At 43.3% G+C, this 16,780-nt stretch carries 15 protein-coding genes and 1 tRNA gene; 9 read left to right on the forward strand and 7 right to left on the reverse strand.

Annotated elements, in window-relative coordinates:
• Positions 1–152 precede the first annotated feature (152 nt).
• The 4 genes from FTU44_RS05060 (at position 153) to FTU44_RS05075 (ending at position 5,016) form a co-directional block, all read left to right on the forward strand.
• Complete coding sequence (locus FTU44_RS05060; RefSeq protein WP_005172091.1) at positions 153–1,508, forward strand: amino acid permease; 1,356 nt, start codon at positions 153–155, stop codon at positions 1,506–1,508.
• Positions 1,509–1,600: 92 nt separating this feature from the next.
• Positions 1,601–1,673, forward strand: a tRNA-Arg gene (locus FTU44_RS05065).
• Positions 1,674–2,012: 339 nt separating this feature from the next.
• Positions 2,013–3,548 carry an OmpP1/FadL family transporter gene (locus FTU44_RS05070; RefSeq protein WP_100328855.1) on the forward strand — a complete coding sequence of 512 codons (1,536 nt, stop codon included), beginning with the start codon at positions 2,013–2,015 and terminating at the stop codon, positions 3,546–3,548.
• A 313-nt stretch (positions 3,549–3,861) separates the two neighbouring features.
• Positions 3,862–5,016, forward strand: a complete 1,155-nt coding sequence (locus FTU44_RS05075) for an OmpP1/FadL family transporter (RefSeq protein ID WP_100328856.1) — start codon at positions 3,862–3,864, stop codon at positions 5,014–5,016.
• A gap of 60 nt (positions 5,017–5,076) precedes the next feature.
• Here FTU44_RS05075 and thrH read toward each other — a convergent pair whose 3' ends face one another.
• Positions 5,077–5,694: a bifunctional phosphoserine phosphatase/homoserine phosphotransferase ThrH gene (thrH, locus tag FTU44_RS05080; protein WP_004646225.1), complete on the reverse strand. Its 618-nt coding sequence runs from the start codon at positions 5,692–5,694 to the stop codon at positions 5,077–5,079.
• A 204-nt stretch (positions 5,695–5,898) separates the two neighbouring features.
• Between thrH and FTU44_RS05085 the strand changes: the two genes are divergently transcribed.
• The gene (locus FTU44_RS05085; protein ID WP_159138440.1) at positions 5,899–6,633 is read left to right on the forward strand and encodes a phosphoadenylyl-sulfate reductase; all 735 of its coding nucleotides are present in this window, start codon (positions 5,899–5,901) and stop codon (positions 6,631–6,633) included.
• A gap of 172 nt (positions 6,634–6,805) precedes the next feature.
• Positions 6,806–8,188, forward strand: a complete 1,383-nt coding sequence (locus FTU44_RS05090) for a wax ester/triacylglycerol synthase family O-acyltransferase (RefSeq protein ID WP_005096186.1) — start codon at positions 6,806–6,808, stop codon at positions 8,186–8,188.
• 207 nt (positions 8,189–8,395) lie between these two features.
• On the opposite strand, the gene FTU44_RS05095 is transcribed toward FTU44_RS05090, so the two are convergent.
• The 6 genes from FTU44_RS05095 to FTU44_RS05120 all read right to left on the reverse strand — a co-directional run bounded on the left by FTU44_RS05095 (position 8,396) and on the right by FTU44_RS05120 (position 13,150).
• Positions 8,396–8,569 (reverse strand): PA1571 family protein, encoded by a 174-nt coding sequence (locus FTU44_RS05095; protein ID WP_005096185.1) that lies wholly within the window; start codon positions 8,567–8,569, stop codon positions 8,396–8,398.
• Positions 8,570–8,701: 132 nt separating this feature from the next.
• Positions 8,702–10,156 (reverse strand): ribonuclease G, encoded by a 1,455-nt coding sequence (rng, locus tag FTU44_RS05100; protein WP_180049688.1) that lies wholly within the window; start codon positions 10,154–10,156, stop codon positions 8,702–8,704.
• 41 nt (positions 10,157–10,197) lie between these two features.
• On the reverse strand, positions 10,198–10,764 hold the full coding sequence (locus FTU44_RS05105; protein WP_005096178.1) for a Maf-like protein: 567 nt from the start codon (positions 10,762–10,764) through the stop codon (positions 10,198–10,200).
• Entirely contained in the window at positions 10,752–11,243 is a 492-nt protein-coding gene (mreD, locus tag FTU44_RS05110; protein ID WP_005096176.1) for a rod shape-determining protein MreD, read from the reverse strand. Before mreD ends, FTU44_RS05105 begins: the two co-directional genes overlap by 13 nt.
• Complete coding sequence (gene mreC / locus FTU44_RS05115; RefSeq protein ID WP_005096172.1) at positions 11,230–12,087, reverse strand: rod shape-determining protein MreC; 858 nt, start codon at positions 12,085–12,087, stop codon at positions 11,230–11,232. Before mreC ends, mreD begins: the two co-directional genes overlap by 14 nt.
• A gap of 16 nt (positions 12,088–12,103) precedes the next feature.
• On the reverse strand, positions 12,104–13,150 hold the full coding sequence (locus tag FTU44_RS05120; protein ID WP_074383126.1) for a rod shape-determining protein: 1,047 nt from the start codon (positions 13,148–13,150) through the stop codon (positions 12,104–12,106).
• 132 nt (positions 13,151–13,282) lie between these two features.
• On the opposite strand from FTU44_RS05120, the gene gatC reads away from it, so the two are divergent.
• Genes gatC through gatB form a run of 3 tightly spaced genes read left to right on the forward strand, consistent with a single transcriptional unit; the run spans position 13,283 to position 16,609 of the window.
• A complete protein-coding gene (gatC, locus tag FTU44_RS05125; protein WP_005096170.1) occupies positions 13,283–13,597 on the forward strand; it encodes an Asp-tRNA(Asn)/Glu-tRNA(Gln) amidotransferase subunit GatC in 315 nt (104 codons plus the stop codon).
• Positions 13,598–13,649: 52 nt separating this feature from the next.
• Complete coding sequence (gatA, locus tag FTU44_RS05130; protein WP_180049690.1) at positions 13,650–15,128, forward strand: Asp-tRNA(Asn)/Glu-tRNA(Gln) amidotransferase subunit GatA; 1,479 nt, start codon at positions 13,650–13,652, stop codon at positions 15,126–15,128.
• Positions 15,128–16,609, forward strand: coding sequence for an Asp-tRNA(Asn)/Glu-tRNA(Gln) amidotransferase subunit GatB (gatB, locus tag FTU44_RS05135; RefSeq protein WP_180049692.1), 1,482 nt, complete (start codon positions 15,128–15,130; stop codon positions 16,607–16,609). The genes gatA and gatB overlap by 1 nt, the downstream gene beginning before the upstream one ends.
• The last annotated feature ends 171 nt before the right edge of the window (positions 16,610–16,780 follow it).

Genomic DNA, 16,780 nt, shown 5'->3' on the forward strand with positions numbered 1-16,780 from the left:
TATTGATTCAGTTATCTTTTATTTAATTTATTTTTATAATTTTTTATTATAAATCTGATAATAATATTTCATTCAAAGTCTTGCACTAGGTTTCTGAACTTTGTTCCATTACAATCTTTATACTTATTTTTTCCATTGTCGGGCTGAACACTTTGAATAACGAGTCTTCACAACTTCAGCGTGGCTTAAAGAACCGTCATATTCAGTTGATCGCCATGGGCGGTGCAATTGGCACAGGCTTATTCTTAGGTTCCGCACAGGTGATCCAATCTGCGGGTCCTTCTATTATTTTGGGCTATGCCATTGGTGGCTTGATTGCATTTTTAATCATGCGTCAATTGGGTGAGATGATTGTTCATGAACCTGTCGCAGGTTCATTCAGCCATTTTGCTTATAAATACTGGGGCAAGTTCCCCGGTTTCCTTGCGGGCTGGAACTACTGGATTTTATATATCCTGGTGGCCATGACCGAACTTACTGCCGTTGCGAAATATATTAACTATTGGTGGCCTTTTATTCCAGCTTGGGCATCGGTACTGTTTTTCTTTATCGTGATTACCCTGGTCAACCTCGGCAATGTGAAATTCTACGGTGAATCAGAATTCTGGCTTTCAATCATTAAAGTGACTGCGGTTATCTCGATGATTGTCTTCGGTTTATATCTGATCTTGACTGCAGATGCTTCCTCGACTGCGTCTTTCAGTAATTTATGGACTGCAGGTGGTTTCTTCCCGAATGGCTTTGAAGGTCTGTTCTTCATGCTGGCCTTCCTGATGTTTGCCTTCGGTGGGATTGAACTGATTGGTATGGCAGCAGCAGAAGCTGAAAATCCAGAGAAGACCATTCCGAAAGCGATTAATCAGGTGGTGTTCCGTATCCTGATTTTCTATGTGGGTGCATTGACGATTCTGTTATCACTGGTGCCTTGGAATCAGCTTGAGCTAGGTGGTCTGGATAAAAGTCCGTTCGTGATGATTTTCAGTCAACTGGGCATTGGCTGGGCAGCACACTTACTGAACTTTATTATTTTAACGGCTGCACTGTCTGTCTATAACAGCGGTATGTATGCCAATAGCCGTATGTTATATGGTCTGGCTCAGCAAGGAAATGCACCTAAAGTCTTCATGCAAGTGAATAAACAAGGTACTCCGATTCCTGCGGTATTGTTTTCTGCCGCGCTGATTTTCGGTTGTGTATTACTTAACTACTTTGTTCCTGAAGATGCATTAAGCCACTTGATTTATATTGTGGTCGGTGCGTTAGTGTTGAACTGGGCGATGATTACGCTGACCCATCTCAAATTCATTCAGAGCATGAAGAAGCTCGGACAAAAGACCTCATTCCCAGCACTATGGTCTCCAGCAGGCAATATTCTGGTCTTAGGTTTCATTATTACGATTCTCTACATCATGTGGACTCAGGGTTTTCAGGAATCTATTTTAATGATTCCGGTTTGGATTGTGGTCATGTTCGTTCTGTTTAAGTTGCTTAAGCCTAAAAATACTTAATCAGTTTATATAAGTATATATTCTTAAAAAGTTATTGCTGCGGCAATAACTTTTTTTTCAATTAAGTTTGCAGTACATTAACCCTTCTTTTTGCGCCCTTAGCTTAACTGGATAGAGCAGTTGCCTCCTAAGTGACCGACGTGGGTTCGAGTCCCGCAGGGCGCGCATTATTAAATATGTGATTTATTTAACAAAACATCTAATGAATTATTTAAATACTTATTATTTTTTTATTCCCTCCCTCTCCATTACCTAAGCCTATGATAGTTATAACCAAATACACATTAACCAGCGTTTTTCCTGCTCATCATTAGATCTTTTACTCTATTTAGCTGCTTTTTTATGCTTTATTTTCACTCTAGAGCATTTACTCTTATTTTAATTGTGGTATTTTTGACACATGGAGTAACAAATGATTGCGGTTGAGTAACCGAAGTCTCCAAAAATTAAATAAGTGCAAACAACAACGCTAGATATAAATTTGTACCTCAAGGAAAGACGTAAATGAAATTAAAAACATTAACTACTGCAATGATTCTCGCCACTGTACCAATGACAGGTGCTTTCGCTGCTGCAATGGATCGTTCGGGACAATCTATCGCAGCGTTTTTACAACCAGGTAATTACTTTGAGGCAGGCATTTCTGTATTAGACCCTTCGGTATCTGGTCAAGAAGCAGGAGAAGCTCCTGCTCGCCGTAATATCAACGATATGGCAGGTGACTACTATTTTCCAAGTGCAGCATTAAAACTTCAGCCAACTAGCAAATTCTCATTTGGTATTTTATATGACCAGCCATTTGGTGCTGACGCAGAATATACAGGTAATAATTCATTCGTTTCTCAACCTACTGATACAATTTTACCACCAGCCCTTCTAGATAACCTGGTCTTACAACAGGTTGAGACAACTTTAAACAGTCTTACAAGTCAGCAACTAGTAGGATTAGCAGCTCAAGGCTTAGTGGCACAACAAGGCATCACACCTGACAATCCAGCTTACAATGCAACAGTAGCAGCTACTGCTGCAGGAATCATTACTCAAGCGGGAGGGAATGTAGATGCAGCGGCAGCAGCTGTACGCCCTCAGGTTCAAGCAGGTGCTCTTGCTCAGGGTCAAGCTCAATTAGCAGAAACCTTAGAAAACATTCCTTTAGGTGTTGGCAATACTAAAGTAGATGTTAGTACTCAAAATTTGACTTTCCTCTTCGGATACCAACCAACTGAAAACTGGAATATTTACGCGGGTCCAGTTTACCAAACAGTAAAAGGAAATTTGTCTCTTCGCGGACAGGCTTATAGTATCTTTAATGGCTATGATGCAACAATGAAAGAGACTGGAGATCTTGGTTGGTTAGCAGGTCTTGCTTATCAAATCCCTGAAATTGCTTTAAAAGCATCTTTAACATATCGCTCTGAAATCGATCATGAAGCAGATACAACAGAAAGACTTTCTGCTGCTGCAGGATTAGCATTGATTGGTGTTAATCCAGCAGATATTGTTGGGACTCAAGGCACAACCAAAATTACTACTCCACAGTCTGTAAATTTAGATTTCCAAACTGGTATCATGGCTAATACTGTAGCCTTTGCCAATGTACGTTGGGTAGAGTGGTCAAAATTTGCTATTCGCCCATATCAGTTTGGCTTAGCATCTGAAGCAGTAGGGCAATTAGCAGCTGTTAATCGTCCAAATGGCTTTAATTTAGTTGAATATTCCGATGATCAGATTTCAGCCACTGCTGGTGTAGGTCGTAAATTCAATGATCTATGGGCAGGCAACGTATCTGTAGGTTGGGATTCTGGTGCAGGTAATCCAGTTTCTACTCTAGGTCCAACTGAAGGTTACTGGAATGTAGGCTTAGGTGTGCAATATAGCCCAACACCTGCAACATTTATTGGCGGTGGTGTAAAATATTTCTGGTTAGGTGATGCTAAATCACAAACTGCTGCCCAAGTAGGTGAAGATAACCGTATTGTTGGTGACTTCAGCGATAACCATGCAATCGCATACGGTCTAAAAATGGGTTACCGCTTCTAAGTTTTCCTAAAATAAAAACCACTTCCGGGTGGTTTTTTTGTTTTTACTCTACTTTTATACAATCGTATATCAATCGCTTATTTTAGCATCAATTAAAATTAATAAAATTTTAGTTATTTTACACTATTTTCAATTCCTTTAAATTTATATTTTTCATGCACTTGGATTAATAAAATTAGTATAAAAACTCTAAGCAATCCTTTTGTTTAACCGCCTTAGTTCATTTCTTCAACAGAGCTGAGTATTTACTCTTTTTAAAATTATGTTACTTTTCCAGCACATTTTTGTTACAGATGGCATCAGGGAACGTACCATGAAGCTCAATAAAATTTATTCTGCTATTTTACTTAGCACTTTACCTCTTTCTGCTGTTCAGGCAGCTGGCTTGGATCGTTCTGGCCAGTCTATTTCTGCTTTTTTACAGCCGGGTAACTATGCGGAAGCGGGTATTTCGGTTCTTGATGCTGAAGTAAAATCAAAACAGCTTAATGCGGATGATATGGCGGAATCTTATTACTTTGCTAATGCCGCAATTAAAGTACAAGCAACCGATAAAATTTCTTTAGGCCTGATTTATGATCAGCCTTATGGTGCAGATTCAAACTATCAAGCTGTAGGTCCTCTTTCTATTTTTTCTCAAGGGAATGAGTCAACTTCTGTAGAAGTAAAAACACATAATATAACTGCACTTATTGGTTACCAGCCAACAGAAAACTGGAACTTTTATGCAGGTCCGGTATGGCAAACGGTAGAAGCCGATATTTCTCTTCGTGGTTTAGGATATGGTGCATCTCCAACTGACCCTACTAAACGTGGCCTGAGTGGCTATAACATCCATATCGAACAAGAAGAAGCTTTTGGCTGGCTTGCTGGTTTTGCTTATCAAATTCCAGAAATTGCATTAAAAGCTGCTGTAACTTATCGTTCTGAAATTGATCATAAAGCCAAAAGTGTCGAAACATTTTCTAGTCCACGTGGTGTAGCAACATTACTGACTTCTGATGTCCATGCGGTAACCCCTCAGTCAGTAAACTTAGACTTTCAAACCGGTGTAGCAGCCAATACCATCGCATTTGCAAACGTACGTTGGGTACATTGGGATCAATTTGCAGTAACCCCTGAATATCTTAAAAATGCTTCAGGCAATAATTTGATTGATTACTCAGATGACCAATGGTCTGCGAATGTTGGTGTTGGCCGTAAATTTAATAATAAATGGTCAGGTTCTACTTCTGTAGGTTATGACTCTGGTGCAGGCAACCCAGTCACTACTTTAGGTCCAACTGAAGGCTACTGGAATGTAGGCTTAGGCGCGCAATATAGCCCTGCAGAAAACTATTTCATTCAAGGTGGTGTGAAATACTTCTGGTTAGGTGATGCAACTGCGAAAGCAGGTAAGAACGAACTTGGCGATTTTGAAGATAACCATGCACTCGGCTATGGTCTAAAAATCGGTTACCGTTTCTAATTTTTTGATAGATTCAATAAAAAAGGCGCTTTAAGCGCCTTTTTTATTTACTTAAATAATTTAAGCTGGAATATCACGTACTGAAGCATTACGAATCGCTTCTTTTAACGCATCATAACCACGAATTGGCGGGAATTGCGGGAATTCAGCAATCACGTTCTCAGGGGCATCAAACAGGAAACCATGGTCTGCCTCACCTAACATTGTAGTATCGTTATAAGAATCCCCTGCCGCAATGACACGGAAGTTCAAACCATGCAGTGCTTTAACAGCCTGACGTTTTTGATCTGGCTGACGAAGTTTATAGGCTGAGATCATGCCCGCTTCATCCGTTTCCAGTTTATGACAGAAAATCGTCGGCCAATCCAGTTGCTTCATCAATGGATGTGCAAATTCATAGAAAGTATCTGAAAGAATAATTAATTGAAAATGCGTACTCACCCATTTCACAAATTCTTTTGCTCCTGGGAATGGACCCATTTCTGCAATCACTTCCTGAATATCGTTCAAGCCTAAACCGTGCTGTTTTAAAATATTCAGACGTTGGGTCATCAGTACATCATAGTCAGGAATGTCACGAGTCGTCGCTTCAAGCTCTTTAATACCGGTTTTTTTGGCAAAGTTAATCCAGATTTCTGGAACCAACACACCTTCTAAATCTAGACATACGACTTCCATGAACATTCCCTCTAAGTTGTATTGAAAAAATTTTGCACTATCATAGCTGAAGCAACAGATTTTGTACTGTACTTTTTTAAATCTATTTTTTTCATAAGTATTTATTTTTTAGTGATAAGTCAATTAAATCAATTCTATTAAAATAGAGGTGAAATTAATTAATATAGGCCATGTCCTTTCCAAGCCTATATCGCCAGGATTCTCATGACCATCATTCCTACTATTGATCGTATTGATGCACTTGCATCTGAATATGCAGATAAATCGCCCAATGAAATTTTGGCACTTGCACTGAGCCAGCAAGGTGAAATTGCGATTTCATTTTCTGGTGCTGAAGATATTGTATTGATTGATATGGCATCGCATCTCGGTAAACCGTTCCGGGTATTCAGTCTGGATACTGGCCGTCTACATGCAGAGACGTATCAGTTTATTGAACGGGTACGTAAGCATTACAACATCGAGATTGAAATCTGCTTCCCTGAAACGGATGCAGTACAAAATTTAGTGACCACCAAAGGTTTATTCAGTTTCTTTGAAGATGGCCATCAGGAATGTTGCGGTATACGCAAGGTTCAACCGCTACGTAAAAAACTGGCGACGCTGGATGGCTGGATTACTGGTCAGCGCAAAGACCAAAGTCCGGGTACACGCAATGAAATTCCTGTGGTTCAGGCAGATCCAGGTTTTTCCGGTCCGGGTAAGCAGCTGATCAAATACAATCCTCTGGCCAACTGGTCCAGTGCAGATGTCTGGAGTTATATCCGCATGATGGAAGTGCCTTATAATGCGCTGCATGAAAAAGGTTTTGTTTCAATCGGCTGTGAACCCTGTACCCGCCCTGTCCTGCCGAATCAGCATGAACGTGAAGGCCGCTGGTGGTGGGAAGAAGCCACGCATAAAGAATGTGGTCTGCATGCCGGCAACTTGCAAAAATGATCTAGCATAACCATCGACTCGTCGGTGGTTTTTTCATAAACCAATCATCTACAGAAAAATCAGTACCTTTCCGTGGCAAAATCGCTATACTTTGTAATGTCAATATTAATAATTCTAACAAGGTTGTTCGGATCAGAGCAGCTGAAGAAAGTGCAGTGAGGCAATCTACGCTATGCGTCCATTACATCCAATTGATTTTATTTTCTTAACTTTAGAGAAACGGCAGCAACCTATGCATGTAGGTGGGCTATTTTTATTCCAAATTCCCGAAAATGCACCAGCTTCCTTTATTCAGGATCTCGTCACTGATATTCAAAACTCCAAATCATCGCCGATTCCACCTTTTAATAATTATTTAAATGGCCTGTTTTGGGATGAAGACCAAGAATTTGATTTAGATCATCATTTTCGTCATATTGCCCTGCCGAAACCGGGTCGTATCCGTGAATTGCTCACTTATATTTCACAAGAACATAGTGCGCTGATTGATCGTGCCAAGCCTTTATGGACCTGTCATATTATTGAAGGAATTGAAGGTAATCGTTTTGCCATGTATTTCAAGATCCATCATGCGATGGTGGACGGAATCGCCGGCATGCGTCTGGTCGAAAAATCGCTGTCGCATGATCCGAATGCCAAAAGTATTGTGCCACCGTGGTGTGTTGAAGGGCCACGCGCCAAACGCCTTAAAGCACCTAAAGTCAATGCTTTTAAAAATGTCCTGCAAACCATTAAAGGCCAACTAGAATGCGCACCACGCGTCGCTTATGAGCTGTCTCAGACCGTCATGAAGGATATGGGGCGCAATCCGGATTATGTGTCCAGTTTTCAGGCACCAAGTTGTATTCTGAACCAACGTGTCAGTGCTTCGCGTCGTTTTGCGGCACAATCCTTTGAATTTTCACGTTTACGGCATATTTCTAAAGCATTGGGCGTCACGATTAATGACATGGTACTGGCCATCTGTTCAGGTGCACTACGTGAATATTTACTATCACAAAACGCTTTACCGAAAAAACCATTAATTGCTATGGTTCCGGCCTCGGTTCGAAGTGATGATTCGGATGTTTCCAATCGCATTACCATGATTCTGGCCAATCTGGGCACCCATAAAGAAGATCCTCTGGAACGTCTCAAAATTGTACGTGGCAGTGTACTGAGTGCCAAGGAACGTTTTAAACGCATGAATGCCAATCAGATTTTAAATTATAGTGCCTTTGTCTATGGTGCAGCCGGTCTGAACATTGCATCCGGTTTAATGCCAACGCGCCAGGCATTTAATGTGATTATTTCCAATGTACCCGGCCCTCAGGAACCGCTATATTGGAATGGTGCACGTCTCGAAGCGCTTTATCCAGCCTCAATTGTACTAGATGGGCAGGCTTTGAACATTACCATGACCAGCTATCTGGACAAACTGGAAGTCGGCTTAACCGCATGCCGTAATGCCCTGCCGAAAATGCAGAACCTGCTGACGCATCTTGAAGAAGAAATCCAGCGTTTTGAACGAATTGTAGATGGTGAACCTGTCCCAAAGTTACAGGCGGTGAGCTAGCCGCGGATCAATAAATAGAATATATAAACTGAAAAAAGTGTTGATCATTTTTGCCAGTCCTAGCGCACATAATTAAGGGGCTCATAGAGCCCCTTGGTTTTATTTTTTAACATCGTTTTAAATTTATTTTATATTTTTGGGATGATGCATCCATTTTTGATTGCCTAGAATTTATTTCAATCTGCACAAGATTCTGTATCGGTAGCATTAGCTTTTGATGGTACGACACTGTTGTAATAATTGATGGCAGGCATTACGAATCATGCTGGCGGTAATCTGGACTTCATTACCGCGCTCATCGACGATATATCCTGCATGTACAGTCTTTGGTTCTAATACGTGTTTTAGGCCTTTATTAATTACTGCTTTACTCATATTCATAACACACTCCTTTTGCTAAGCCTGAAACTGGGAGAAACGGCTTTGGCTAATTCATGCATCTAGTATTGTAAATAACAGCACCAATGTAAAATTTCAGATGTAACAAGTGTTTAACGATATTCTGTTACAATTTCAGCTGAGAATGATATCGTATTGCTCTTGCGTATACAGATTTTCTACTTGGAACTTAATCACGCGATTAATGAAATGCTCTAGATCAGCGACTGCTGGGGCCTCTACTGTTAGTAAACGATCAATTACAGCGGGATGCGCGACAACAGTAAAGCCACTCTGCGACTCATAAGCACGTGCATAACGCAGAATTTCTCTGAATATTTCGTAACATACTGACTCGGCTGTTTTGACATAACCACGTCCCTGACAAGTCGGACAGGATTCACAGAGTAAATGTTCCAGTGACTCACGGGTGCGTTTTCGGGTCATTTCCACCAGACCCAGTTCAGATACCTGAGTAATCTTGGTTTTAGCATGGTCACGTTCCAACATGCGCTCAAACTGTTTCATCACTTCTTCACGATGCTGCGCTTCCTGCATATCAATGAAATCAATGATGATAATTCCACCCAGATTACGCAGACGCAACTGACGTGCAATGACCTGAGTCGCTTCCATATTGGTTTTAAAAACAGTGTCTTCCAGTGAGCGACCACCCACATAAGAGCCGGTATTGACGTCAATGGTGGCCATCGCTTCGGTCTGATCAATCATCAGATAACCGCCCGACTTCAACGCAACACGAGTTTGCAGCGCCTTTTGCAGATCTTCTTCAACATTATATAAGTCAAAAATTGGACGCTCGCCCGGGTAGTGCAGTAAGCGGTCTCGCATATTCGGCACGAATTCTTCGACAAACTCTTGCAGCTTGGCATGAATTTCACGTGAATCGACGTAGATTTTTGCAGTTTCTTCATTGGCCAGATCACGAATGATCCGTTGTGGTAAAGGCAATTCTTCAAAGATCAGCGAGGGAACTGCAATAATCTTCTGCTTACGCTGGATATATTCCCAAAGCTTGGCCAGATAAGCCATATCTTGGGCAATGGCTGCTTCTTCAATACCTTCAGCAGCGGTACGTACAATCACTGAGCCTGGCAGCTTATGCTCGGCCTGAATCCGCTCAATAATCGAACGCAAACGATTGCGCTCTTCCTCAGATTCAATTCGCTGCGACACCCCAATATGATTGCCATAAGGCATCAGCACCAGATAACGCGAAGGAATAGACAAATCCGTGGAAAGACGGGCACCTTTGGTACCCAGCATATCTTTCATCACCTGAACCGTGAGGATTTGACCGGGCTGAAGCAGTTCAAAGACATTTGGGGTGGGCTGCTGGCGCGGCCAGACCATATCATTGATATGCAAAAATGCCGTTCTGGACAGACCAATATCCACAAACGCAGCCTGCATACCCGGCAAGACCCGTACCACTTTGCCTTTATAGACATTACCGACCAAGCCACGCTTGGCCGTACGCTCGACAAACAGTTCATTGACCGTGCCGTTTTCAATCAACGCGACCCGACATTCCATCGGCGTGACGTTAACCAATAACTCGTCAGACATAATTACACTCAAAACATTATAAAAATTCTTTTTATCAGCAGTTAATTTAGTGCCTTAACTGTCTGTAATAACTGTACGGTTTCATAGAGCGGCAAGCCGACCACATTGGAATAGCTGCCTTGTATTTTTGGAATATAACGTGCTGCAATTCCTTGAATCGCATAAGCCCCGGCTTTACCCAGCGGCTCACCTGTGGCCCAGTAACTTTCCATGTCTGCGGCACTCAGGATTTGAAATTCGACCTGCGTACGTACCACTATACTGTATTTTTCATCTTTTGTACGAACACAGACACCGCTATAGACATCATGCCACCGACCGGAGATTTTTGTCCACATTTCAATGGCATGTTGCTTGGATTCTGGTTTACCCAAAATCTCACTATCGACCCCCAGACTGGTATCCGCAGCAATGATGATTGCATCTGGATAACGCTCGGCCACTGCATCAGCCTTGGCTCGTGCCAGACGTTCAACATAAGCCGCGACGGATTCACCTTCACGCACAGATTCATCGATATCCGGACTGTAGATATCAAAGCTCAGTCCGAGCTGCTGTAATAACTCACAACGCCGAGGTGAGCTGGAAGCGAGAATTATATGCGCCATTTTTTCAACATATAATAGAGGACAGGCCAAACCAGAATACTGGTCAGCATTGGAATCCAGTGTCGGGCAAAAGAAAATTGCACGCCTGCCACAATCTGGGCAAAAAAGATCATCAGCAAATGCGCAACAATTGCCAGCCCCGTAATCACCCAGAGATTATTAAAGGTCAGGATACGGCGTTCACGAGTCAGGAATCGGGCTAAAAAGGCAATAATAATAAAGCTGAGGGCATTCAGACCTAAAGGTGCGTCCAGCAGCAAATCAATAAAAATACCGGTACCAAAGGCAAACCAGATCCCACACCAGGTCGGCTGACACAACACCCAGAATAGCATCACCATCAGCATGAACAGCGGACGCCAGCCCGAGAGGGTATAAGAAAGTGGATAGACCATCAAAATCGAAGCCACGATCACCGAAATGACGATGGCAAATAAGGGATCACGATGCTTTCTGGATTTCATCTTAGCGATTGACATGCGGTTGCTCCATCGCCAATGAATCGGAAAATAACACCACCACATGATGACCACCGGCCAGCTGCGCGGCTGGCGTTACATCAATCTGGGCAAATTCACCTGAATTATGTCGTTGTACTTTGGACACCTGCCCCACCAGATAACCTGCCGGAAAATGTTGGCCCAAGCCGGAACTATAGACTTTTTCCCCGACCTTGATATTGGCACTGGTCGGTACATATTCCATTTTCAAACGTCCCAGATCACCCGTCCCCGAGACAATGGCACGCATTCCGGTATGTTCCAGACGCACTGACAATGAATGTTCTTTATCAGACAACAGCATGACCCGGCTACTATGCGGATAGACATTAATAATCTGTCCCATAATCCCCTTGTCATCCAGTACCGTTTGCCCGACTTTCAGCTCGTTATTTGAACCCCGGTTGATCACAATGATATGTCTTAAAGGATCGGCATCGGTGCCAATCACTTCCGCAATTTCAATACGCCCGTCAATGATCAGTGGTGTATCGAGCAGACCGCGCAAACGGGTATTTTCAGCAGAAAGTTCAGAGATTTTTTGTAAGCGAACTTGCGCCTGCAACAACTCAGCCTGCATCGCGGTATTTTCCCGACGCAACTGAACTTCAGACTTGGTTTGTTGATTCAACCACTCTCGCGACAATACCGGATAACTGGCCACAGCATAAATAGGATTATAGGCCGCGTACAGGACATCCCTTGCAGGTTGTACAACATGTGGCATGCGCCAATCAAAGAAAAGCACCACCAAGCATGTTACCAATGCAATGATAAAAGAGCGAAAAGATGGCGGTTGTCGAGAAAACAGATGTGCTTGCACCCGCCGAATCCTTTTCTTAGCCTACGAATAACATGTCATGATTTGGATTGTCGAAAAATTCGAGTACCTTGCCACCACCACGGGTTACACATGAGAGTGGATCTTCTGCCACCACAACCGGCAGGCCGGTTTCTTTGGCCAGCAGCTTGTCTAGATTACGCAGCAATGCACCACCACCGGTTAACACGATACCGCGTTCAGCAATATCCGAAGAAAGCTCAGGAGGTGTGTGTTCTAGTGCTGATTTCACCGCAGACACAATGTTTTGCAAAGGATCTGAAATGGCTTGAGTCACTTCGTCTGAGTTAACCACAATCGCACGTGGTACACCTTCTGCAAGATTACGGCCACGAACTTCAATTTCAAGCGGTTTAGCACCTTCATCTGGCAAGGCCATGCCCACTTCTTTTTTGATCACTTCTGCCGTGGTTTCACCAATCACACAGCCATGCGCCTTACGCACATAGTTAATGATCTGCTCATCAAAGACATCACCGCCAATCCGTAAAGAATCTGCATAGACACAACCCTGCAGGGAAATGATCGCAATTTCAGTGGTACCACCACCGATATCGACCACCATTGAACCACAGGCCTGCTCAACTGGCATACCTGCACCAATGGCCGCTGCCATCGGTTCTTCGATTAAACGGACATCACGTGCACCAGCATTAAATACCGCTTCACGAATAGCACGACGTTCAACCAGCGTCGATTTACATGGTACACACACCACCACACGCGGTGCCGGAGTAAACAGACGGTTTTCATGTACTTTGCGAATGAACTGATTCAGCATGGTTTCAGTGACTTCAAAATCCGCAATCACCCCATCTTTCATGGGGCGGATTGCTGAGATATTGGCTGGGGTACGACCTAGCATTTGTTTCGCTTCAAGACCTACAGCGGCAACAATTTTATGTGAACCACTATGACGGATAGCTACAACCGTGGGTTCATTTAATATAATGCCTCGTCCTGGCGCATAAATAAGTGTATTTGCAGTACCTAAATCAATGGCAAGATCTGGCGAAAACAAGCCTATTAGTCGTTTTAGAATCACGGGGACGTTCTCAATTAAACTTTATATGGACGCAAGGTGGCAACTTTAACTAAATGTGATGATTTGGACAAGTCAATCGCTTATCATAACGCATGATAATTTGAATTTTTTTAATACTGATTAGGTAATATTATGTCTACATCGGATGCACAGCATTCTGCAGATTTAAGTGCAGAAACAGTTTCAGCCATTGCCCACCTTGCAAGGTTATCTCTCAATGATACGCAATCTGCTGAATATGCTCAAAGTTTAAATAAGATTTTAGGCATGATGGACACATTGAAAGGCATCAATACCGACGGAATTGAACCGCTGAAGAGCCCTTTCGACCATCCTCAGCCACTACGTGAAGATGTGGTCTCAGAAAGCAATCATCGCGAGCAATACCAAGCAGTTGCACCTGCTGTTCAGGATGGTTTATACCTCGTACCGCGCGTGATTGAGTAATTACTACCCAGTTCATTCTTTTTATTAAATTAAACGTAAAGAATTATTTCTCATGACAGATTTACATCGCTTATCCATTCGTGAACTCAGTGAAGGTCTGGCAAATGCCCAGTTTTCATCTCGCGAATTGACTGAACATTACTTAAAGCGTATTGCAAAAATTGATGTTCAAGTAAAATCATATGTAACCGTTACGCCTGAATTGGCATTGGTAGAAGCTGATGCGGCTGACACACTGCGTAAGGCAGGTGGTGCAAATGTGTTAACAGGCGTACCAATCGCGCATAAAGACATTTTCTGTACTCAAGGCATCAAAACCACTGCCGGTTCTAAAATACTGGACAATTTTATCTCTCCTTACGACGCCACCGTTGTCGCGAAAGGCAAAGCTGCGGGCCTGGTGACTTTGGGTAAATTGAACATGGACGAATTCGCCATGGGTTCGACCTCTGAAAACTCATATTACGGCGCAACGACTAACCCTTGGAATTTAGACCATGTCCCTGGCGGTTCTTCAGGTGGTTCAGCAGCAGCTGTTGCAGCGGATCTGGCACCCTTCGCTACCGGTACTGACACCGGTGGCTCTATTCGTCAACCTGCGTCATTCTGTGGCCTGACTGGACTTAAACCGACCTATGGTCGTGTGTCGCGCTTCGGTATGATTGCCTATGCATCATCACTCGACCAAGGCGGCCCGATGGCACGCTCGGCGGAAGACTGTGCCTACCTGATGAACGTGATGGCCGGTCATGATGCCAAAGATTCAACATCAATGAATCAAACCGTAGATAACTATGTGGCGAACCTGAATGATACATCCGTCAAAGGTTTACGCATTGGTATTCCAAAACAGTACTTTAATGTTGCCGGCCTAGCTGAAGATGTTAAAGCACGTGTCGAAGAATCATTGAAAAAGTTAGAAGACCTGGGCGCTACACTGGTTGAGATCGACCTCAATATGACCGAAAGCTACGTTCCGACTTACTACCTGATCGCACCTGCTGAAGCATCCTCTAACTTACAACGCTTTGACGGCGTGCGTTATGGCTACCGCGCAGAAAACCCGGTGGACCTGATGGACCTGTACAAACGTTCACGTTCAGAAGGTTTTGGTGCAGAAGTGCAACGCCGTATCCTGATTGGTACATATGCGTTATCCGCGGGTTACTACGATGCATATTATGTGAAAGCACAAAAAGTACGTCGCCTGATCCAGCAAGATTTCCTTAAAGCCTTTGAATCTGTCGATGTGATTGCTGCGCCATCTGCGCCAACGACTGCCTATAAAATTGGTGCGGATTTGACTCCGGTTGAAATGTACCTGGGCGATATTTATACACTTGCAGTGAACCTGGCAGGTCTTCCTGCGATTAACGCGCCTGTTGGTTTTGACCAGAACAACTTGCCAGTTGGCTTACAGTTGATTGGGAATTACTGGTCAGAATCGCAATTGTTGTCTGTGGTGCATCAGTACCAGCAAGCAACCGATTGGCATACACAACGCGCGGCAATTGCTGAGGAGAATGCATAATGGCTCAAGCTCAAAAATCGGCTAAACCAAAATCTAACCTGATTGAGGGTTGGGAAGTCGTTATTGGTATCGAGATTCACACCCAGCTTGCCACCAATACCAAAATTTTCTCGGGTTCATCGACTGTATTCGGTAATGATCCAAACACCCAAGCCAGCCTTGTAGATTTGGCCATGCCGGGCGTATTGCCGGTATTGAATAAAGAAGTGGTGGATCTTGCGATTCGCTTTGGTTTGGGTATCGATGCCTATATTGATCAGGCTTCTGTATTTGCACGTAAAAACTATTTCTACCCGGATTCGCCAAAAGGCTACCAGATTAGCCAGATGGACAATCCGATTGTGGGCTTGGGTCATATCGACATCCAGCTTGAAGATGGCACGGTTAAACGGATTGGCGTAACCCGTGCGCACCTTGAGGAAGATGCAGGTAAATCGATTCATGACCAGTTCGAAGGTATGTCAGGCATTGACTTGAACCGTGCCGGTACGCCGCTGCTTGAAATTGTTTCTGAACCAGATATGCGTTCGGTTGAAGAAGCGGTTGCTTATATTAAAGCGATTCATACGCTGGTGCGCTGGTTGGGCATTTCTGACGGCAACATGGCAGAAGGTTCGTTCCGTTGTGACTGTAACGTGTCTTTACGTCGTCCGGGTCAACCCTTCGGTACGCGTTGCGAATTGAAAAACCTGAACTCATTCCGTTTCATTGAACAAGCGATCAATGTTGAAATTGAACGTCAAATGGAAATTCTGGAATGGGACGGCACCATTGATCAGGAAACGCGTTTATTCGATCCTGTGAAGATGGAAACGCGTTCTATGCGTTCAAAAGAAGAAGCCAACGATTACCGTTACTTCCCTGACCCTGACTTGTTACCTGTGGTGATTGCGGATGAACAAATCGAAGCAATTAAAGCAACCATGCCTGAGCTTCCTGCGGCACGTCGTGCGCGTTTTGTGGCGGACTTTGGCGTGACTGAGTACGATGCTCACGTTCTAACGCTTACTCGTGAAATGTCAGAGTTTTATGAAGAAGTCGTGAAAGCTGCTGGCGGCGCTGCACAAGGTAAGATTGCTGCAAACTGGGTGATGGGTGAATTCTCAGGTGCTTTAAATAAAGCAGGCCTGGATTTGGCTAACTCTCCTGTATCTGCAGAAAAGCTTGGTGGGATGATCGCGCGTATTGTCGACAACACGATTAATGGTAAGATCGCGAAGCAAGTATTCGGCTTTATGTGGGACGAAGGCAAATCTGCGGACGAAATTATTGCTGAGAAAGGCTTGAAACAGGAAACTGATACAGGCGCAATTGAAGCGATTATTAAGGAAGTCCTTGCTGCCAACGAGAAGATGGTTGAAGAGTATAAATCTGGTAAAGAGAAAGCTTTCAACGGTCTAGTTGGTCAAGTGATGAAAGCTGCAAAAGGTAAAGCTAACCCTGCACAAGTTAATGAATTGATGAAGAAATTGATTGGTTAATCTGATCTTTGTTTAAAAGAAAACCCGCTTAATAGCGGGTTTTTTTAATAATAGTATATAAATCATGCTAAAAAATCTAAAAATAAATTAAAATTTCTAATACATTCCACTATAAAACAAATATATAATTTAAATTAAACAACCTTCCAGCTAGTTTACAGAAGCTAATCA

Origin of the sequence: Acinetobacter sp. YH12105 (genome assembly GCF_013419095.1) — a bacterium.
Lineage (GTDB): Bacteria > Pseudomonadota > Gammaproteobacteria > Pseudomonadales > Moraxellaceae > Acinetobacter > Acinetobacter pseudolwoffii.